Here is a 19,281-nt window from a genome sequence, read left to right on the forward strand (position 1 = left end):
ACGGAAACGCTGTTAACTGTACGGATGACGGTTCTTGCATTGCGATGTTACACTGCGCCACCGGATAAAGCGGGATGTAAACGCAGAGGTGAGATGTTGTTAACCAGATCTTATAAACGATCGCTGCTACTGGGCATTGTCCTGCTGATAGCGGCATTCTATGTCATGGGTACCCGCCCAAGACTCAAGCACTTTCAGGGGCATACCATGGGAACCACTTACAGTGTTTCCTATGCTGCGACACTGTTTTCTGATCCGGTGAAAGCCGTTCAGGCCGATGTAGACCGGACGCTGGAGGCTATTAACGACAAAATGTCGACCTATCGCCCTGACTCTGAACTGATGCAGTTCAACCGCGCGCCGGTTGGCAAACCGTTCCAAGCATCAGATGAACTGGTCGACCTGGTTCATCGCAGTCTGTATTTCTCCAGAATCTCAGACGGCGCTTACGATGTGACGGTGGGGCCGCTGGTTAACCTCTGGGGCTTTGGCCCTTCTGAAAAAGACAGTGGTCAGGCTGACAAAAAGATGCCTGCTGATCAGGGTGGCGCTGGTCAGGATGAGAGTGTTGATCCGATACTCTGGATGCTGGCAAACTATCCGACAGAAGTTCCCAGTGATGAATCCATTAATGCGGCACTGGATCGTGTCGGGTATCAGTATCTGATCGTTGATACTGCTCGTGACACCATGACACGCGAGAAAGACCTGTTTGTGGATCTCAGCTCCATTGCCAAGGGTTATGGGGTAGATAGGGTAGGCCAGACTCTTAAGGACCGCGGTATCAATAACTATATGGTTGAAATCGGTGGCGAGGTGCTGGTCAGTGGTCGTAAGCCGGACGGTGACGCCTGGCGTCTGGGTATTCGCGGCCCTGCGATGACGGCGGGCGGCATGCCAGCGCTGGTGGTGACTATTGGTGACCGGGCTCTGGCGACCTCTGGCGACTACCTGAACTTTTTTGAGATTGATGGCCAGAAGTTCTCCCACATGATTAACCCCCATACTGGCCGTCCGGAAGTCAGCCGCCTGGCCGAAGTGGCGGTGATCGCAGACACGGCGGCAGACGGTGATGCGCTGGCTACCCTGTTTATGGTGCTGGGGGATAAAAAAGGTCTGGAGCTTGCAAATCGCGAAGGGATTGCCGCTTACTTTACCTATCATTCAGAGGATGGCGGGTTTGAATCAGTGAGCAGTGAGGCGTTTAAACCTTATTTGCAAGACTGACGTAAAACATAACTGGATAAATTATGATGAAGGCAGGTAACTGCCTTCTGTCTCAAGTTAGGAGGTACTGGCTATGACGACAATGCTGGTCACATTCTGTGTTTTTCTGGCGCTGATTGCCATGATGGCGGTCGGTGTTATTTTTTCCAACAAGCCCATCAAGGGTTCCTGTGGCGGTCTCAGCACACTGGGGCTGAAAGATGGCTGCGTCATCTGTGGTGGTGGCGACAAGAAAGAGAAAGCGTTCCGTGATGCCTTTGAGGAGGTAGATATGGATGAACTGTTCTACGACGCTACGGCGCACAAAAAAGCCTGACGGTTGAGCGGGTAGTGGGCTCACTGCCCGCCCAATGACAGGGTATGCATAATAAAAAAGCGTATTATCAGATACGTGAATTTAAAATAACGATAAAACGGCAATCTCAAGGGGTATAAAGGATGGGAGTGAGCAACTACGACCTGGTGATCCTGGGATCGGGTCCCGCCGGAGAGGGTGCCGCCATGAATGCGGTCAAGTTGGGAAAGAAGGTTGCAGTTGTGGAGCAGAGTCCGTTTGTCGGTGGCAGCTGTACCCATCTTGGGACCATTCCATCCAAGGCTTTGCGTCACGCGGTCAAGCAGATTATGGACTTTAACACCAATCCATTGTTTCGTGAGATCGGTGATCCCCGCTGGTTCAGTTTTCCCAAGGTGCTGAAAAGTGCTGAAAAAGTTATACAGAAGCAGGTTCAGTCCCGCACCATGTACTATTCCCGCAATCGTATTGACCTGTACTTTGGCCGGGGAACCTTTGTGGATGAACACACCATTGAAGTGATTGAAAAGGGGGGCAATATTGAAAAGCTGCATGCAGCCAACATTATTATTGCCACCGGTTCCCGCCCTTATCGTCCTGCCGATGTTGATTTCAGCCATTCCCGAATCTTTGACAGTGACACCATTCTGGAACTGACAAACACCACCTCGTCGTATGATTATTTACGGTGCCGGAGTCATTGGTTCTGAATACGCGTCTATTTTTTCAGGGCTTGGAGTGCTGGTTGATCTGGTGGATACCCGTGACCGGCTGTTGTCTTTCCTTGATACTGAAATCTCTGATGCCCTGGGTTATCAGCTACGCAAGATGAACGTTATCATCCGCCACAATGAAGAATACCTGAAGGTGGAACCGCTGGACGACGGTGTAGTGATGCATCTGAAGAGTGGCAAGAAGCTTAAGGCCGACCTGCTGCTCTGGGCCAATGGCAGAACCGGTAATACCCAGAATATGGGGCTGGAACTGATAGGCTTGAAGTCTGATAGTCGCGGGCAGCTTGAGGTTGATCAGGAGTACCGAACCAATATATCGCATATTTCTGCTGCCGGTGACGTAATTGGCTGGCCCAGTCTGGCCAGTGCCGCTTATGATCAGGGGCGTTCTGCTGCCGGTAATGCTGGCAGTTCCCGGAAATGGCGTTATGTGAATGAAGTACCCACTGGCATTTATACGATTCCGGAAATCAGTTCGCTGGGTGCAACGGAAGAAGAGCTGACGGCTGCTGCGATTCCCTATGAAGTAGGTAAGGCGCTGTTTTCCCGCCTTGCCCGGGCGCAGATTACCGGAGAAAAAGTAGGTATGCTGAAAATTCTCTTTCACCGGGAAACAGAGGAGGTGTTAGGTATCCACTGTTTTGGTGACCAGGCGTCGGAGATCGTTCATATCGGTCAGGCTGTGATGGCACAGAAAGGTAAAGCCAACTCCATTCGTTACTTCCTGAATACGACCTTTAACTATCCGACTATGGCAGAAGCTTACCGGGTAGCGGCACTGGATGGTATTAACCGGCTGTTTTGATGACAGGATTTCAGTGACGGACTGGAGAAGCAGAGGATTGATTGTTGTGGCAACACGTTTTTCATCACCGGGGTGACGAAAAACGTATGTTTTTGTTTATGCTTGTCTGGTATCTTCGCGTTTTGCCACTTTATGCTGGTCTTCCGTGTTGCCGGATTTCCAGTAGCTGCTGATATACATATTCTGACTTTCAATCTTGCGGTCGTTTTTAAAATACATTCTCAGCGCGCGCATGGCATTAAATTCACAGGCACACCAGATATAAGGTTTGCCAGCCAGCCATTGTGCTTCATAAACAGCCTTCAGCAACCGTTCAGGGTACTTAAGGCCTTGATTGATAATCCAGCTGATGCTGACACCGGCCGGTGCCTTGAGATCCTGGATATCAAGCTCGCTCATGACCTCAATAAATGCATAGCCTTTCGCACTGTCCGGCAGTTGCTCAAGATTGCAGCTCAGGGCGGGCAAGGCAGTCATATCACCCACAATAAAGAACCAGTCTGCCTCATTGTTCACTAGCTTTACCGGCCCGGGGCCGCCGATGACAAGGCTGTCGCCAGACTTAGAGGATTGCGCCCATTTTGAAGCGGGGCCATCACTGTCTTTGTGCAGGACAAAATCCACTGTCATTGCCTGCTGTTCAGGATGGAAGGCTCGAATGCTGTACGTTCGCATCAACGGTCTGGCGGGTGATAATGCTTCAACCTGGGTTTTCTCAGTCAGGGCTTTACCATCGGGAGAAAAAAGAATCTTGATATAACCACTGGCACAATCATGAGGAAAGTCCCCCAGATCATCACCATTAAATACGACTCTTTGCATATTTTCGGTGATTTGTTCAGATGAGATAACGTTAATCTTTCGGTAATTGCTTTTTGCCATATTGCACCTGTTGTCTAATGAGGACGACTTTAGCATGCATTTGCGCTAATGAGAATCATTCTCTCTTGTTTTACTAAAGGGCAGTGTTCAAAATATTCTCGCCAGATTGAAGTGAGATATATAAAATTCTAATATCTTGAATGTCTGAACCGGAAGTGTCTATGGCTATCCCAGCTATTGATTTAAACCGGTTGACGGTTTTTTGTTCTGTTATGGAAGCAGGCAGCATGACGGGGGCAGCAAAGAGGAGTGAAACCCACAGCCCGGGCGAATGCCCTGTATCAGCAGGTTTCGGTTAATCTGCGTGAAATTACCAGTGGTTACGAGACAGAGCCAAGCGAATCTATATGAACTCGCAGGAATGACCCTGTCTCACAACAAGAAGTGGTTTTATCGCACCATATGCAGGAAGTGCAGGTGTTTTTCATACTGGCTGACGATATCAGCAATAACCTGCTCTTTACTCCAGCCCATAATGTCATAATCCTGCCCGCCTTCCCTGAGGAACACTTCTGCACGGAAATACTTGCGTTCTTCCTCGTCTTCTTCATCCAGAACAAAGCTGGGTTGCAGGTAAGCTCTTGGTAATACCTGATAACTGAAATCAGTTTCCTCACCATGCAGGATATTCAGTGTCGGGGCGCTGGTTTCCTGAGCCAGTTCAACGGATGTGTTGATGCCCTGGCTGGTCAGCTCTCCGGCAACGGCTTCCATGGCAGGAATAACAACATTTTCATTGAAGCGGTTAACGTGAGCCCGGCGTGGGAAATGCACCAGGTTGTTAATGCGAGTCTGCCACGATACAGATTTCTGTGACATAACAGGAGCCAGGTTGGTCTGGCTCAGACTCTCTTTTTTCGCTGCATCAATCGCCAGAGCCCTGAGCAGTCCGTAGGTAGCCATCATCAGAATCATGGAGAATGGCAGAGCGCTGGCAATGGTTGCTGCCTGCAGAGCCTGGAGTCCGCCGGCCAGCATCAGTGCCATCGCCACGGCACCGATCAGGACAGACCAGAAAACCCTTTGCCACATGGGGGGATGGTCGTTACCGTTGGACGCCAGAATATCAATCACCATGGCGCTGGAGTCGGACGAAGTGACAAAGAAAATGACCACCATCAGAATACCGATAAACGACAGTACTTCAGAGAATGGGAACATTTCCAGAAAAGTAAACAGTGCCAGGGAGGCATCTTCCTGAACGACGGTGGCCAGCTGTCCGGCGGTATCATTCATAATGGCGTGGATAGCGGTATTACCGAAAACTGTCATCCACAAAAAGGTCAGCCCGGTTGGGACAAACAGGACACCGGTCACAAATTCACGAATGGTCCGGCCTTTGGAAATACGCGCAATAAACATACCGACAAAAGGGGACCAGGACAGCCAGAATGCCCAGTAGAACAGCGTCCAGCCACCAATCCAGTCATTGCCTTCATAAGCGTAGAGGTTAAAGGTTTTATCGACGATACCGGACAGGTAACCACCGGTGTTCTGCACAAACATTTGCAGTAGCAGTACCGTTGGCCCCAGGGTGATAATCAGAACAACCAGAGTCAGTGCCAGCAGCAGGTTAGCCTCTGAAAGGAGACGAATGCCTTTTTCAAGGCCAGTGGCTACAGAGAGAGTGGCGAGCGCAGTAATGGAGATGATGAGGACGACCTGCACTGTCGGGCTGACGGGCAGGTCAAACAGGTAATTCAGACCGGAGTTTACCTGCATAACACCCAGTCCCAGCGAGGTGGCAACGCCGAATACTGTACCCAGAATGGCAAAAATATCGATGGCATCACCGATTGGCCCATAAATTTTGTCGCCAATGATCGGATAAAGCGCGGAACGCATGGTCAGAGGCAGTTCGTGGCGGTAGCCAAAAAATGCCAGTATCAGGGCAACAATGGCATAAATGGCCCAGGCGTGCAGACCCCAGTGAAAGAACGTCAGGTTCATTGCCTGCTTGGCGGTTTCCAGTGAACCCGCATCGCCGACCGGTGGGTTGATGAAATGAATAACGGGTTCGGATACCCCGAAGAACATCAGGCCAATACCCATGCCGGCAGAAAACAGCATGGCAAACCAGGAACCAAAACTGAAATCGGGTTCAGCATGGTCCGGTCCCAGTTTGATTTCGCCATAACGGGAAATACCGAGGAAGGTGACACAAAGCAGGATCAGGGCAACCACCAGAACATAGAACCAGCTGACGTTATTGCTGATACTGGCTTGTATCTGGGAAAACAGTTCGCCGGCATGGGTGGGAAAAGTGACTGCGTAAACAACCAGCACAAATATCAATGCGGCTGAGCCAAAAAAGACGGGCGGATTTAATGTGTGTTGTATGGGTTTTGATGATGAGGCGTTTTGCATAATTCAGGATTTGCCTGATGAAGGGAGTAAGTAGCCAATGGACAGAGTGGTGTAGGTATTATTATCTATCCGCAGTGGAGGGGCCGAAATGTTATAGGTCAAATCATTAAAGGTCAAACTATATATTTCCTTGCGCTCTTTTTTCTGACAAAAAATGTCTGTTGTTTTTACAGTGGGAGTAGCAATTGTTTGAATAAAATCTATTTGATGGGTAAATTGGTAGCCAGATTGTCTAAAAAAATAAAAAAGCACATCTGGTTCCATTATGAAATTTGCCTACCTTGCCGGCCTCTCCCTTTCCCTGTCTGTATTTGCCCAACTCTCAGCTGCTTCCGATAAAGACCGGTGCGGTAAGGTGACGCTGGCGGATATGAACTGGAATTCCGCAACGTTGATTGCCCATATCGATCAGTTTGTGCTGAATCATGCTTTTAACTGCAAAGCGGAGCTGGTTCCCGGCGACACCATGCCCACCGGGGCATCCATGATTGAAAAAGGTGAGCCGGATATTGCGCCTGAATTCTGGAGCAACTCCATGAAAGAGGCGATTGACAAGGGCATCAGGGAGCAGCGCCTGATGGTGGCGGGGAAAACGTTGTCTGAAGGCGGTGAAGAAGGTTTCTGGGTACCTGAATATCTGGTCAGGCAATACCCGGAGTTGAACAGCATTGAGGGAGTCCTTAAACACACGGAACTGTTCAGCCATCCCGAATATTCCGACAAGTCTGCTTTTTATGGTTGCCCGGCAGGTTGGAACTGCCAGATTTCTGCGGGCAACCTGTTTAAAGCCCTGAAGCTGGAACAGGCGGGTTTTGATCTGGTTGACCCCGGTTCCGGTGCTGCACTGTCCGGCTCTATTGCCCGTGCCTATGAACGACAGGAGCCCTGGTTTGGTTACTACTGGGCGCCGACCGCCGTGCTGGGTAAATATAAAATGGTTAAAGTCGATTTTGGGGTGAAGCCTGATGTTGAAGAATTTCTGAACTGTACGACGCAGGCTGACTGCCTGAGCCCGAAAGTGACCATGTACCCACCATCACCGGTCAATACGCTGGTGACTGCCTCGTTTGCAGAACAGTCCCCCGAAGCGATGGCTTACCTTGGCAGGCGCTCCTTTACCAACCAGCAGATGAACCAGCTGCTGGCCTGGATGGAAGACAGTCAGGCTGATGGTGAAATGGCCATGGAATACTTTCTCAGGGAACATCAGGACGTGTGGCAGGCCTGGCTGACGGATGCCCGGGCTGAGCAGGTCGTTCAGGCTCTAAAACGTTTATAAACTGCGGAGAAGCGTACGATGGCTGACTATTCCTGGTGGAGTCGCTTCCCGCAGATGGATCGTGAACAGTTGTTGTCTATTCGTAAGACACTGGACGGGTTGTACCGTGATTTTTCCAGAGAGTACGGAGACTCGATAGAAGCCCTGTTTGACCCATTGCTGGATTTTCTCGTCTGGTTTGAACAGTTACTCACGGGGTCGCCCTGGTGGCTGGTGCTGGGTGTTATTGCCGGAATTGTTTATCTCGCCAGCCGGTCAGTCAAACTCACGACGGCGGTGACTGCTGTTCTGCTGCTGATTGGCTATTTTGGCATGTGGCAGGACACCATGCGCACGTTAAGCATGATAACGGTGTGTACCCTGCTGGCGATTGTGCTGGGAATACCGGTGGGTATTGCCATGGCGCTGTCGGACAGAATGCAGAAAATCGTGACGCCGCTGCTGGATGTTATGCAGACGATGCCAGCCTTTGTTTACCTGATTCCTGTGGTGATGTTGCTGGGTATCGGCAAGATCCCCGGACTGATCGCCGTCATCATTTATGCTATTCCGCCTGTGATTCGACTGACAAACCTTGGCATTCGTCTGGTTGACCGCGAAGTGCTGGAAGCGTCCCGGTCTTTTGGCGCAACCGCCTGGCAGCGTCTGGTGGGGGTGCAGTTACCCCTGTCCATGCCAACCATTATGGCAGGCATAAACCAGACCATTATGATGGCACTGGCCATGGTGGTTATTGCTTCCATGATCGGTGTCAAAGGTCTGGGGCAGCCGGTACTGAAAGCGATTACTAACCAGTACTTTACCCTTGGTTTATTAAACGGGCTGGCGATTGTCGCCCTGGCTATTATTTTTGACCGGGTTTCCCAGTCCTGGGCAAAGCGCTCGCAGCAGTATGGAGGACAGCAGCTTGATCAATAAGGCTGAGCCACTGATTCAAATCAGGGATCTGTACAAGGTGTTTGGCAAGAATCCGGAACAGGCGCTTAAGCAGGTCAAATCGGGTGTTGATAAAGAACACCTGTTGCAGGATTCCGGACATACCCTGGCGCTGCAGGCCATTAATCTGGAGATTTTTGCCGGTGAAGTGTTTGTCATTATGGGGTTGTCCGGCTCTGGCAAGTCGACCCTGATCCGGCATTTCAACCGGTTGATTGAGCCAACCAGTGGTCAGCTGTGTATAGAGGGGAAAGATGTCATACAGCTGTCTGATAAAGAACTGGTTCAGTTTCGCCGTCATCGTTTATCCATGGTGTTTCAGCGCTTTGGCCTGATGCCACATCTTACGACGCTGGAAAACGTTGCCTATGGTCTGAAAGTACAGGGTGTCAGCAGAGGGCAACGGCAGAAACAGGCGCAGCAATGGCTGGAAACCGTTGGCCTGACTGGCTATGAGCAACACTATCCGGCGCAGCTGTCGGGTGGTCAGCAGCAGCGGGTAGGGCTGGCAAGAGCCCTGTGTAACGATGCCGATATTCTGCTGATGGATGAAGCTTTTTCGGCGCTTGACCCTTTGATTCGCAGTGAAATGCAGGACCTGCTGATTGAGCTTCAGGACCGGTTGCATAAAACCATTGTCTTTATCACCCACGATCTCGATGAAGCCCTGAGGCTTGGCGACCGTATCGCCATTCTTAAGGATGGGGCTATCCAGCAGGTTGGTAAGCCGGAAACCATATTGCTTGAGCCTGCAACGGAATATGTGGAAGCCTTTGTTCGGGACGTGAACCGGGCGCGCGCCCTGACGGTTGAAACCGTGATGAACCCACCCATTGCCCGTATTACCGCCCGAACCATTGGTGAAGCCCTTGAGCAGATGAAAAAGCTGCCCGAGGATTATGGGTATTATGTGACGGAAGAAGGCTATCAGGGAGGGCTGTTGCAGGAAACCCTGGAGCAGGCTGCCAGAAAAAATGCAGACGGCAAGCTGATGCCAGACTTGTTTGAGGACTGGCCAACCATTGCGCCTGATATGCTGATTGAAGAAGCGCTGCCAGACACGCTGGAAGCAGACCATCACCTGCCGGTTGTCGACAAACATGGTGATCTGCAGGGGCAGTTAGGCCGGGAGTCTCTGGTTGAGGTGTTCAGTGAAACTAATCAAGAGACAGACCAAAAAACTGATTCATAGCTGACCATCGTTTTTTTGTTTATGCAGCAGCTGTTTGATTTCGACCAGTTGCTTCTGTAACTCCATTAAGGTGGGTTCGCCCCTCTCTTCCCGGGCTTTTTTGCGGTCTTTCTGGCGTTCTTCTTCCAGTACATTGACCACTATGCCTATGATCATATTCAGGAAGGCAAAGGCCGTAAAAAATATGAAACTCAGGAAGTATGCCCAGCTGAGGGGGTAGACTTTCATGGTTTCATACATCACATCGATCTTATTAAAAAGTGATAGCATTGCTCTATTGTTGTTCGGTGTACTCCACAATCTCGTCGACCTTTTGTTGTATCCCGGGTAGTTGATACAGGAGGTACTTTTTTTCTAGCTCACTCGCTAACTTGTTACGTTCCATAAACCAGAGTTTAATCTTTTCCTGGTCCAAACCTGTTGCCAGACTTAATAATTGAATAGTGTCTTCAGAGGGCTCAGCATTTGCCAGAAACTCTCTTTCGAGTATGTCGTGCTGGACGGGAGTAACGCCTGTTAAAGTCATCAATCCCTGTAATGCCACGTCCACACGGCGATCCTGATTATCTCTCACATCACTTGACGTCAGCCTGTTTCTCCTTCGTCCCATCAGTTCTTGCTGGCTATTTGATATCCTCAGTAGTTCCCCGAACCCATCCTCCCCCAGCGCAACAGCCCCTACTGCAAGAGACAGCACACCCGGTGGAATGTTATCAGGAGAGAATGGTTCTGGATTCGCAGAAGGAACGTTTTGTGGATCAACCTCGGTATAAACAGCGAATGGATTTCCGGGATTCGCCTGATCTTGACCAGAGTCTCTATTGTGACCAGAACCACTATCGTGACGAAACATCCATACTTGGACTATTCTCACCGGTTGAATCCGGTAAAAAGAGCATAAGTGATACATGTCCATCGGCAGTTGACCCATTCCGTATAAATCGTAATAAGGGGCGCTACTCTTAATGCTACTTTTGCGACTACCGGAAAAAATAAAGTTAATTCGGTCAGGTTTATCAGACAGGGAACATTGAAATTTACCGACCTGTTTCAGAGAGAAAAACGTAATAGCCCTACTTTTGTGTAGATTCTCGTCTGGCGCACCTTCAACCAGTTCAGATTCAGGCTCGTTCTCTGAAGGCACTTCAATCGAAGGCTGGCAGTTTTTGTACCCACAGGGTTTGCTGGAATGGAGCCACCACGAATTCAAGAATACTTCCTTTTCTTTCTGAACCATTTTCAAAGAAGAGTTTTCCCAGAGTGGGCTGTCATTTAATCGGATAGTACCAATACCAACCCCCTGGGGTTTGGTAAACGGTTTGTAGATCAGGATCAATAAATCCAAAAAACTGAAGGTATACATACCACCCATGGTGACAGGGTATTCTGTTTGCCCCCAGCACCTGAGCGTTAACAGAAGAAATAACGTCAGGGCAAATATTCGAGCCATAGCCAACTCCTGAATTGTGACTGCACCGCACACATGTACATCAAAAGGACGCTTAGCCGTTTCATATGGTTGAGTACTTAATGGTCGATTCTCCTTTTTCGGACTACTGACGGGCTTAAATGCTTTAAACCTTTTGGTGAGGAATACATCTGCCTGAAAGGAGTCCTTATCATCGGCTGCGAAGACAGTTCCCGTTCGTAACCAGCCTGTAAGAAATAACAAAAATAGTATAGATCGACTCTTTTTGAGTTTTTATCTGGTACAAAAGAAATAATCTGACCGACCATATAATTTCTACTCACGCAGACAAAGGCATTATCCATATTCAGGCACCTTGATATTGCAGATTTCAAGGTGGGGTAAGATGTTTGTCGCATTGATTTTGCCAAAGGCAAGAAATTATGGTTCGTCCATCATTGTCAATAATCCTGCTTTGGCTATAGCCACAAAAATATGACAGCATTTTTAAACGACAGTATTTTGGGCAGGCCGGGGTGCCTTTACTGAATAAGTCCTGAGCGTTCATCAGGAGTGGTGAGAGGATTTCTAAGATGTTTCAGCAGTACTCCCGGAAAAGAACAACCGCAGCATGAAGGCTCTTTCCTGCTATCGTTATCGTCATCGTCATCGTCGCGTGAAGGGGGGGCTTTGTAGTGAGGTCTGCAGGTTGCGGAGTTCATTGGGTATTTTTTTTTGCTTGCATGCGGAGGTGCGTAGGTTGCCAGTTTCACGAAATAGTTTTTTCCAAATTTTTTCCCCCCTTTTTTAGCATTATAAACAGCCACTGAAGCCGCGTTTCTGCCACTGCCGAGTTGAATGTCAACCTGAAAATCAAAGGACAAGGCTCTTGATGTGAAGTTAAACATTGCTCCGGTGTCGACTAAGCCGGATCGTATGGCGAAGGTATTTGGCTCGACGCGGAAAAATCGGGCGTAATAAACCAGCAGTAGCAAGGCAGCCATTCTGTAACTGTTTTCAGAATCACCGTAATAGTTTCTATAACTGTCAGGCAAGTTGGGAAATGAATCTGCGAGCGACTCGGGCAAGTCAAAACTCTCTTGCCCTCTTTGATTGTATGCCGTGACACGCTGAGGCCCACCGGGAATATAGTTATCCAGTATAAAGGTTAACCTCCGGTCCAGTTCATGAACCCTGGCATCGCCCCTGGGTTGAGTGTAAAAATTAAATTGATCAACCGTTGTACCCAAAATGGAATCCACAGCAAAAAGGCCGGGAAACGGGACGAAGCAACACATAAAAATAAACGCACTGCATATTTTATTACGCACCATGTTTTCATACCCCATGAATCTGTGGCAATAGCGTCTGACAGCATAGGTCATCACCTGTTGTCTCGTTTTAACCAATAGGGTCGAAACGGGGATTTTTCAGTGTTCTGAGACCCAAAAGTCGTGAGGATATGGACCGATGATGTCAGCCCTAAGACACGAGACATCCTCCTGAATCTCGTAGGTTTTTGCACCGGTCACCAGAGCGGAAAAGATGATGATGGAAATGACCAGAAGCTCAAACACCTTGTTGGAGCGTATGGTATAGAAGCGGGATTGCCAGCTGTTTTGTTGCATGAGTAAACGATTGTTGTTGTGGTTGGTCATCGTATTTTTAAAATAGCCATTTTAGTGACTATTACACAGCTGACTAATACCAATCAAAATAATTAGCTTCGTTATGAGCATGACTTTCTGGGCGGTTAGGCAAGGCGGTGTGAGGAGTCATAGCCGTAGCTATGGCGACGATCACCAACGCAGAATAACCGCCCAGAAAATCAGCGCAATAGAATAGCTAATTATTGCGATTGGTATAAGGTATGTTACAGATAGACTTTCCCTGTAGTTTTTAATGTTCATCATGCTGCGTGTGTAGAAACTTTTTTGCTATGTTTTTCGTTATAGCCAATATGTCTTTCAGGTCGAGCTGTGAAGGTTTACTTTGGGATGGCTCCTCTGGCAAGTCGAGAAGTTTCGTGCTATTGAAATGGGAGGCTATCAAGTTGAATTGTGAAAGTTTACTTTGGGATAGCTCTTCCAGCAGCCTTCCAGTAAGGCATAGATGCCCGAATTTCGTTGGGTGTATCTGACCTTCAGGCATAACCTCTTTTCTGGTTTTTTTGCCCAGTGTTCTGCCACAGTTAACACCTGGCTCCTTTCCAAAGTAGCTGGTCAGGTCCAATAGCAGAACCTGCCCCTGGTTTGGGTGTTTTTTATTTTGATCCTGGCTCCACTCTTTCAGCCGTTTGTTTACATCATTAATCGTCTTTGAGGAGACGCTGTAGTATTTGCCAAATAGTGGTACAGAAACAACAGGTAAAAGGGAAATAACAAAGTTTTGCTTTGCTTGGGTCATATGTGTCAGAGCTTTTTCCAGCCTTTGCAGTGCATCCTTTTCAGACTTATACACGACCCAGAACAGTCCATCGATTGTTATGATCATTTTTGGAGCGCGCTGAACAGCTTTTTTTATTTGCTCAGCCAACTTATCGACTGGGGATTTTATGATGTTGAGTAGCCCAAGCGAGTTACCAACAGGGCTTTGATTACTTACACTAAAAGAGTTGTCATAGCGAATTAGCTCAAAATAGTGACTTGAGGGCTCGTTAAAATTAAGTAGTTCCCCCGCCCCGGCTGTTATACTGGCACCCACAAAAGCAATTTCATCCTTTTTTCCAGTTGCATAAAGTATGGATGGTGAGAGTAAACAAAAAAACATAAAGCTTTTGAACAGCTTTCTGAGAGAGGTGTTGCCTGATACCTGCCTGTGCATTGGGATAAACTCTTGCTTCTTGATTATTTTATGCGCAGGGAGTTTAGTTCAAAATCAGCGAAGTGCTTTCGATACTGGTGAGCAGGCTTTCAGAGGGGCGGAAAGAGGGCTGACCAGTAATAACCACTGGTCAGTCTGTTACATCAGCTCTGGTTGTAATAAAAGTCAACCGACTGCTGGCCATTATGATGAATAACGGTGGTGGCTGGCCGGGTCGAAGCGATCAGTTTGCCATTGCGGAAGGAGTGAGTGACAACGGCCTGACGGCGTACTGCATCAAAAACAGACTCAGCATCAAGCAGAATCAGATTTGCCGGTTTGCCGGCTTCAATGCCGTAGCGGTCCTGAATGTTCAGGGCTCTGGCGCTGTTGCTGGTGATCAGTTCGATACCCTGGTTGATCTGGTCAAGCCCGGTCATCTGACAGCCAACCAGTCCTGTAAACAACACTTGTAGCATATTGCCACCCTGCATCGGGAACCACTGGTCAACGATATCGTCCTGGCCGAAGCAGGCATTGACCCCGGCACCGAGCAGTTCTTCAATACGGGTAATGCCCCGGCGCTTCGGGTAAGTGTCCATACGCCCCTGAAGGTTCAGATTGGTCACCGGGTTGGCGATAAAGTGAATGCCTGACTTTTGCAACAGACGCATCAGCTTGACCACGTAGGCATTGTTGTAAGAGTGCATTGCCGTCGTATGGCTGGCGCTGACTCTCTGCCCCATGTTTCTTTCCAGTGCCAGACAGGCGACGGTTTCGACAAAACGGGACTGCTCGTCGTCGATTTCATCGCAGTGAATATCGATCAGTGCATCGTATTTTTCAGCCAGTTCAAATACCGTATGCATAGATTCAATGCCGTATTCCCGGGTGTATTCAAAATGAGGAATACCACCTACCGCATCACAACCCAGTTGCATCGCCTGTTCCAGCAGCTGTTTGCCATTCGGGAACGAGGGAATGCCTTCCTGCGGGAACGCAACCAGCTGGATGTCGATCAGCTCGCGCATCTCCTCACGCAGTTCCAGCAATGCATGCAGGGCTGTCAGGCGCGGGTCCGTAGTGTCGACATGACTACGGACGTGCTGAACGCCTTGTCCGATGTACCATTGCAGCGCCCGGCTGGCCCGGGATTTAACATCGTCATGGGTCAGAGTTTTTTTACGTTCTGACCAGTTCTGAATACCTTCAAACAAAGTACCGGAACGGTTCCATACCGGCTCACCTGCCGTCAGGCAGGTGTCCAGATGAACATGAGGGTCAACGAACGGTGGCAGAGCCAGACGACCACTGACATCTATGGAATCTACAGGTGCAGTGCGGTCAGAGCCTGCCGGAGTAATGGACTGAATGAGTCCATTCTCCATAACAATGTCGTACAAGCCTGCCTGCTGGTGCAGGCGAACGTTTTCAAGACGCATCAGAAAGAGTCCAGTTTCGGGTCAGGGGTAACTTGTGCATCAGGATATGACAGGCGGCAGCTGCAAGTACACCGTTAATCGGTGCAATGCCAGGAATATAACCTGCAGCCAGTACGCCAGCGGCCCAGGCCAGAAGAGCGCTCATGTTAAGGGCATCAAACCGGTTATTTTCAAATGCAGGATAATGGCCTTTACGAATGAACAGGTAATCCGCCAGCAGAATAGCGCCAATGGGTGGCAGGGTCAGGTTCAGCAGGCTCAGCCAGCCAACGAAATTGTTGTTCAGCCAGATAGCGAACGCAGTACCCAGGGCGCCGTTGATAATAACAATCAGGTTTTTGTTTTTACCCGTAATGGATGCCAGACCAAGGCCGGATACGTACAGGGCATTGTCGTTTGTGGTCCAGATATTCAGGCCCAGGGTGATCACCGCAGGCAGAATAAGTCCCTGGATAAACATTACTTCAGCAATATCAGCCTGTCCAACCACCATGGAGCCAATGGCACCAAAGCTGAACATCAGGGTGTTCCCCAGAAAGAAAGCGAGCAGTGTCGCGGATACGGCAATTTTCGGGGTGCGTGCAAAGCGGGTGAAGTCGGCGGTCAGTGTGCCACCACTGATAAATGAGCCGATACAGATACTGATGGCGGCCGCGTAACCAATGCCGTGTTCCGGAGTGATAGCGAACAGCCCCTGCAGGCCACCTGCGTCTGCTACGGCCTGACTGACGGAAAAACCACCCAGCGCAACGATGGCAGGTACGGCCACAAAGCTGAGAATGGTCAGTGCCTTAAAGCCAAAGAAAGCAGTCGCCGTCATCAATGCGCCGGACACCACAACCAGTGTGCTGACATCAATGCCGGTTGCTCTGTTGACTGGCAGGGCAAACATGGCAACCCCTACGCCGAACCAGCCTACCTGAGTAAATGCCAGTAAAAGGGAGGTGAACTTCGCTCCCAGACGGCCAAAGGCGTATTGAGTCAGAAGGTGGGTGGAAAGACCGGTCTTGCTGCCAACATAGGCGAGAGCAGAAGTATAAATACCCAGCAGCAGGTTACCTGCCATCACTGTCAGAAGAAACTCACTGAATGTCAGGCCCTGGCCCAGAGTTCCGCCCGCCCACATACTGGCAGAGAAGAACGTGAAGCCCACCATAACCACAAGAATGGGAAAAAATCCTTTGCGAGACGACTCCGGTACGGTTGAGTGTGCAAAGTCCTGAGCAATTTCCGACATTTAAACTCCGTTCACGCTTATTGATAGCTGAAATTTTGAACAACTGTGCCGGAGGTGCATTGTGTCAGAACGATTGTTCAAAATCATTGAGCTTTAGTGAATTTAAGGAGATTTCCCTAACAGATTACGTGAAATGTTCGCTTTATTTGAAGTCTATATTTTTGGCTCAGCCATTAATATCTGGATAATCCTTATGAAAACACTATTCAGGCAATGTTTGCTGTTTTTGTTTTTCTCTTTTTTTCATTTGATGGTGCCAGCCCGCTCTCTTCCTCAAGAAAAAATTAATGTTCTGAAGATTTTTAACGGTACTATCGTTCGACCAGTAGTGGAAGCTGACGTTAGTCTTCATCATCGCGTGGAGCGGTTACAGAAGAAAATAAATGCCCTTGAAGCTCAGGGTTTTAGTATGAACTCTGTGGTCAACGGATCGGTGGTCATTGATGAAGAAAAATATCAGGCTCTGAAAAGCGTTATGGATGACAGCGAATCACTCTTTGCCACTCTGGAGAGCAGGCTTGATATCCCGGTTTATGGAAGCACTACTTATGGGAGAGCTACGCAGCCAGTTCACAGCCAGTTTACGACGGAGTCAGCTTAGCTTCCTTCGCGCTGGAGTCATATATACTTTGATTTTGCATCGGTGATGGCCTGAGTCATGTCCTCTCTGGCTCCGATTGTTCATCTGATAAAAGGCTGGAGAAGCTATCGTAAAACAGGGCAGATCCTTGATCTCAAGCATTCCAGCTGGCTTATCATCGACTTTATTGGTAAGTCATTTTTTCTTTCGTTTCTACTGGTTCAGAAATTTATTCAGCATGTAGAGATTACCGCCTATAACTTTATAAGAACGTCCGAACCGGAAACTATCAGCCCGATACTGTAATCGGGCAGAGACTACCATATTCATGCCACAGGAGAAATGCGTCAGTAAAATTATGAGCGCAATTTCAGAGGCTGTTCAGGAATCATTCGCTTACTTGAGTATCTCTTCTACATTAATTCCAAACGTATCCCAAATATAAGACCGGTTTTCTGTTAGCACTTCCTCCAGAAGGGCGTGATACAGATCGAAACTAGCGCTGAAGTAATAGCCAGCATCCGCACATTGATTCGTCAGAAGGTCTAGAAAAATATGGCGCCAGTTAACGACAGATGGGGACCAGGCTTCCAACCCCAACACGCTGAGCTGTGGGTACAAGGGCCTTGAACGAGAGAAAGCACTATCAGCGAATGAACCAGGGAATAGCGTTCTGTGATTGCCCGGTTTTGCCCAGTAGTGCTTTAAAGGAAGCAGGGTACGCAAATGACTGTGCGCCCGCTGTTCTGAATGACACAAACTCCCCAACATTCCTGTTCCCGAAACTCTGGTCTCGTTGTAAACGACTTCCTTATCGTGCCAACCTTGCTTGTTAAAATCCACCAAAGCACTATCCATTTTTTTCAGGATGACTTCTTCCTGCTGATGCATCCATGCCATAAACCGCCTGTGACTTTCAGAAAAAATCCCAAGTATTAGATGATGTTTCAGGTCATGTCTAACAAAAGCCGATGCTCCACCGTATAAATGATGGGGGTAAAAATAATTATTAGTAACATTCGGGTGGTAGATGGTACCGGGATTCGCACCAGCAACGCGCATTTCGATCAGGTTATTCCAGTCAAGCTGACCGTAGAGCGGTGTAAAGTCGAGAAAATGCTCGCTGGTTTTCTTGATATAAGCGAGATACAAAGGAATGCTACCCATTACAATCTCCGCCCCTCCCTCATCTGAAGTACTCCTCACACTCATAAGCTCTGGCATGTTTGCTTCAAGGAATTCATACCAGTACAACAGCTGCTGGCGTTTATCTCCTAGCTTGCGGTTGAGTAATTTCAGTATGTCTCCCCACCGATCGCGCTTATCCGGCAAAAAGGTGTTTTTTGACATTTTATATTTTGAGAAAAAACCCGAATCGACGCGGATAACGGTCAGCCAGCCAAACTGCTCTCCGGCAAGAGCCCCCTCCGATATGAGGATAGGGGGCTGTTTCTCGTCGGCTACAGCCGTATAAAAAACACGCTTCACACTGACTGCCGGCACCCTGACAGGAAGCTGACCTTTATCAACCAGGATTTGAAAAGCTTCTGTCTCCGGAGCGGCAAAATCTGCCTGAATCTGAAGATAATCCTGTGCATCCAGAAATTCATTTTTATCGACCAACTGATGTTCATAAGCGTACCGAAGCGCTTCAAATCCCTCCGGGCTTCTCAACAAAGGGGCATCCCACTGGGCGTTATGAATGTTATGCGCAATTGTTTCGCCGTTTGTTCCAATGCTCTCAGAAGCCGGCAACTTAACGGGGTCTGTAGCTTTGAGAAAATGGGTCAAGTTATAAGTTGGCTCCGCAGGAAAGGCAAGTCCAGCCCACGCGGATATCACAACCACCAAAATTGAACAGATAACATTATTTCCGACTCGATATTTCATTTTTTTACTCCCTTATGAATCCAGCACCAGACAGATAATTTCCTATATCTTTCGACCAAAAGATCAAGAAATAGTTCCGCTACAAACCCCATTCAGCGATCCCGGGAACAGTAAAAAACCCTATTACACTGGGTGCCACGCTGATCATAGAGACGTTTGTGATTGCGAATACTGCCTTTTTTCGGTACCGGGCTTCCCGCCTTCC

At 48.7% G+C, this 19,281-nt stretch carries 17 protein-coding genes and 1 pseudogene; 8 read left to right on the plus strand and 10 right to left on the minus strand.

The window, feature by feature from the left end; translation table 11 throughout:
- Positions 1–93: 93 nt before the first annotated feature.
- From V5J35_RS20855 to sthA, 3 genes and pseudogenes are all read left to right on the plus strand, one after another.
- The gene (locus V5J35_RS20855; RefSeq protein ID WP_354008983.1) at positions 94–1,227 is read left to right on the plus strand and encodes an FAD:protein FMN transferase; all 1,134 of its coding nucleotides are present in this window, start codon (positions 94–96) and stop codon (positions 1,225–1,227) included.
- A 73-nt stretch (positions 1,228–1,300) separates the two neighbouring features.
- Complete coding sequence (nqrM, locus tag V5J35_RS20860; RefSeq protein WP_354008984.1) at positions 1,301–1,543, plus strand: (Na+)-NQR maturation NqrM; 243 nt, start codon at positions 1,301–1,303, stop codon at positions 1,541–1,543.
- Between the two features lie 122 nt (positions 1,544–1,665).
- A pseudogene (gene sthA / locus V5J35_RS20865) lies at positions 1,666–3,061 on the plus strand (Si-specific NAD(P)(+) transhydrogenase).
- Positions 3,062–3,157: 96 nt separating this feature from the next.
- On the opposite strand, the gene V5J35_RS20870 reads toward sthA, so the two are convergent.
- From V5J35_RS20870 to V5J35_RS20880, 3 genes are all read right to left on the minus strand, one after another.
- On the minus strand, positions 3,158–3,943 hold the full coding sequence (locus V5J35_RS20870) for a siderophore-interacting protein (RefSeq protein WP_354008986.1): 786 nt from the start codon (positions 3,941–3,943) through the stop codon (positions 3,158–3,160).
- A 390-nt stretch (positions 3,944–4,333) separates the two neighbouring features.
- Positions 4,334–6,310, minus strand: a complete 1,977-nt coding sequence (locus V5J35_RS20875) for a BCCT family transporter (protein WP_354008987.1) — start codon at positions 6,308–6,310, stop codon at positions 4,334–4,336.
- 3 nt (positions 6,311–6,313) lie between these two features.
- On the minus strand, positions 6,314–6,574 hold the full coding sequence (locus V5J35_RS20880) for a hypothetical protein (protein WP_354008988.1): 261 nt from the start codon (positions 6,572–6,574) through the stop codon (positions 6,314–6,316).
- A 1-nt stretch (position 6,575) separates the two neighbouring features.
- Between V5J35_RS20880 and V5J35_RS20885 the strand changes: the two genes are divergently transcribed.
- The 3 genes from V5J35_RS20885 to V5J35_RS20895 are packed head-to-tail and all read left to right on the plus strand — an operon-like array spanning position 6,576 to position 9,717.
- Complete coding sequence (locus tag V5J35_RS20885) at positions 6,576–7,589, plus strand: ABC transporter substrate-binding protein (protein ID WP_354008989.1); 1,014 nt, start codon at positions 6,576–6,578, stop codon at positions 7,587–7,589.
- Positions 7,590–7,607: 18 nt separating this feature from the next.
- Entirely contained in the window at positions 7,608–8,507 is a 900-nt protein-coding gene (locus V5J35_RS20890; RefSeq protein WP_354008990.1) for an ABC transporter permease, read from the plus strand.
- A complete protein-coding gene (locus V5J35_RS20895; RefSeq protein WP_419095768.1) occupies positions 8,497–9,717 on the plus strand; it encodes a quaternary amine ABC transporter ATP-binding protein in 1,221 nt (406 codons plus the stop codon). Before V5J35_RS20890 ends, V5J35_RS20895 begins: the two co-directional genes overlap by 11 nt.
- On the opposite strand, the gene V5J35_RS20900 is transcribed toward V5J35_RS20895, so the two are convergent.
- From V5J35_RS20900 to codB, 6 genes are all read right to left on the minus strand, one after another.
- The gene (locus tag V5J35_RS20900; RefSeq protein WP_354008992.1) at positions 9,712–9,987 is read right to left on the minus strand and encodes an ion transporter; all 276 of its coding nucleotides are present in this window, start codon (positions 9,985–9,987) and stop codon (positions 9,712–9,714) included. The genes V5J35_RS20895 and V5J35_RS20900 overlap by 6 nt on opposite strands.
- Before the next feature lie 4 nt (positions 9,988–9,991).
- Complete coding sequence (locus V5J35_RS20905) at positions 9,992–11,389, minus strand: homeobox domain-containing protein (protein WP_354008993.1); 1,398 nt, start codon at positions 11,387–11,389, stop codon at positions 9,992–9,994.
- A 278-nt stretch (positions 11,390–11,667) separates the two neighbouring features.
- Complete coding sequence (locus tag V5J35_RS20910; RefSeq protein WP_354008994.1) at positions 11,668–12,129, minus strand: hypothetical protein; 462 nt, start codon at positions 12,127–12,129, stop codon at positions 11,668–11,670.
- Between the two features lie 895 nt (positions 12,130–13,024).
- Positions 13,025–13,948: an SGNH/GDSL hydrolase family protein gene (locus V5J35_RS20915; protein WP_354008995.1), complete on the minus strand. Its 924-nt coding sequence runs from the start codon at positions 13,946–13,948 to the stop codon at positions 13,025–13,027.
- Positions 13,949–14,091: 143 nt separating this feature from the next.
- Positions 14,092–15,369, minus strand: coding sequence for a cytosine deaminase (gene codA / locus V5J35_RS20920; protein ID WP_354008996.1), 1,278 nt, complete (start codon positions 15,367–15,369; stop codon positions 14,092–14,094).
- Positions 15,359–16,606: a cytosine permease gene (gene codB / locus V5J35_RS20925; RefSeq protein WP_354008997.1), complete on the minus strand. Its 1,248-nt coding sequence runs from the start codon at positions 16,604–16,606 to the stop codon at positions 15,359–15,361. Before codB ends, codA begins: the two co-directional genes overlap by 11 nt.
- A 193-nt stretch (positions 16,607–16,799) precedes the next feature.
- Here codB and V5J35_RS20930 point away from each other — a divergent pair, with 193 nt between their 5' ends.
- Together V5J35_RS20930 and V5J35_RS20935 are read left to right on the plus strand one after the other, a co-directional pair.
- Entirely contained in the window at positions 16,800–17,207 is a 408-nt protein-coding gene (locus V5J35_RS20930) for a hypothetical protein (RefSeq protein ID WP_354008998.1), read from the plus strand.
- Positions 17,208–17,264: 57 nt separating this feature from the next.
- On the plus strand, positions 17,265–17,492 hold the full coding sequence (locus tag V5J35_RS20935) for a hypothetical protein (protein WP_354008999.1): 228 nt from the start codon (positions 17,265–17,267) through the stop codon (positions 17,490–17,492).
- 90 nt (positions 17,493–17,582) lie between these two features.
- Here the strand turns inward: V5J35_RS20935 and V5J35_RS20940 are convergent, their stop codons facing one another.
- Positions 17,583–19,076, minus strand: coding sequence for a hypothetical protein (locus V5J35_RS20940; RefSeq protein WP_354009000.1), 1,494 nt, complete (start codon positions 19,074–19,076; stop codon positions 17,583–17,585).
- Between the last annotated feature and the right edge of the window lie 205 nt (positions 19,077–19,281).

This window comes from Endozoicomonas sp. NE40 (assembly GCF_040549045.1).
Classification (GTDB): domain Bacteria; phylum Pseudomonadota; class Gammaproteobacteria; order Pseudomonadales; family Endozoicomonadaceae; genus Endozoicomonas_A; species Endozoicomonas_A lisbonensis.

Bases quoted from the DNA above. Each gene is read 5' to 3' on its own strand.
- nqrM (WP_354008984.1), top strand. From the start codon at position 1,301: ATGACGACAATGCTGGTCACATTCTGTGTTTTTCTGGCGCTGATTGCC.
- V5J35_RS20915 (WP_354008995.1), bottom strand. From the start codon at position 13,948: ATGCACAGGCAGGTATCAGGCAACACCTCTCTCAGAAAGCTGTTCAAA.
- codA (WP_354008996.1), bottom strand. From the start codon at position 15,369: ATGCGTCTTGAAAACGTTCGCCTGCACCAGCAGGCAGGCTTGTACGAC.
- V5J35_RS20885 (WP_354008989.1), top strand. From the start codon at position 6,576: ATGAAATTTGCCTACCTTGCCGGCCTCTCCCTTTCCCTGTCTGTATTT.
- V5J35_RS20880 (WP_354008988.1), bottom strand. From the start codon at position 6,574: ATGGAACCAGATGTGCTTTTTTATTTTTTTAGACAATCTGGCTACCAA.
- V5J35_RS20935 (WP_354008999.1), top strand. From the start codon at position 17,265: ATGTCCTCTCTGGCTCCGATTGTTCATCTGATAAAAGGCTGGAGAAGC.
- V5J35_RS20910 (WP_354008994.1), bottom strand. From the start codon at position 12,129: ATGGCTGCCTTGCTACTGCTGGTTTATTACGCCCGATTTTTCCGCGTC.
- V5J35_RS20875 (WP_354008987.1), bottom strand. From the start codon at position 6,310: ATGCAAAACGCCTCATCATCAAAACCCATACAACACACATTAAATCCG.
- V5J35_RS20870 (WP_354008986.1), bottom strand. From the start codon at position 3,943: ATGGCAAAAAGCAATTACCGAAAGATTAACGTTATCTCATCTGAACAA.
- V5J35_RS20930 (WP_354008998.1), top strand. From the start codon at position 16,800: ATGAAAACACTATTCAGGCAATGTTTGCTGTTTTTGTTTTTCTCTTTT.
- codB (WP_354008997.1), bottom strand. From the start codon at position 16,606: ATGTCGGAAATTGCTCAGGACTTTGCACACTCAACCGTACCGGAGTCG.
- V5J35_RS20900 (WP_354008992.1), bottom strand. From the start codon at position 9,987: ATGCTATCACTTTTTAATAAGATCGATGTGATGTATGAAACCATGAAA.
- V5J35_RS20855 (WP_354008983.1), top strand. From the start codon at position 94: ATGTTGTTAACCAGATCTTATAAACGATCGCTGCTACTGGGCATTGTC.
- V5J35_RS20890 (WP_354008990.1), top strand. From the start codon at position 7,608: ATGGCTGACTATTCCTGGTGGAGTCGCTTCCCGCAGATGGATCGTGAA.
- V5J35_RS20940 (WP_354009000.1), bottom strand. From the start codon at position 19,076: ATGAAATATCGAGTCGGAAATAATGTTATCTGTTCAATTTTGGTGGTT.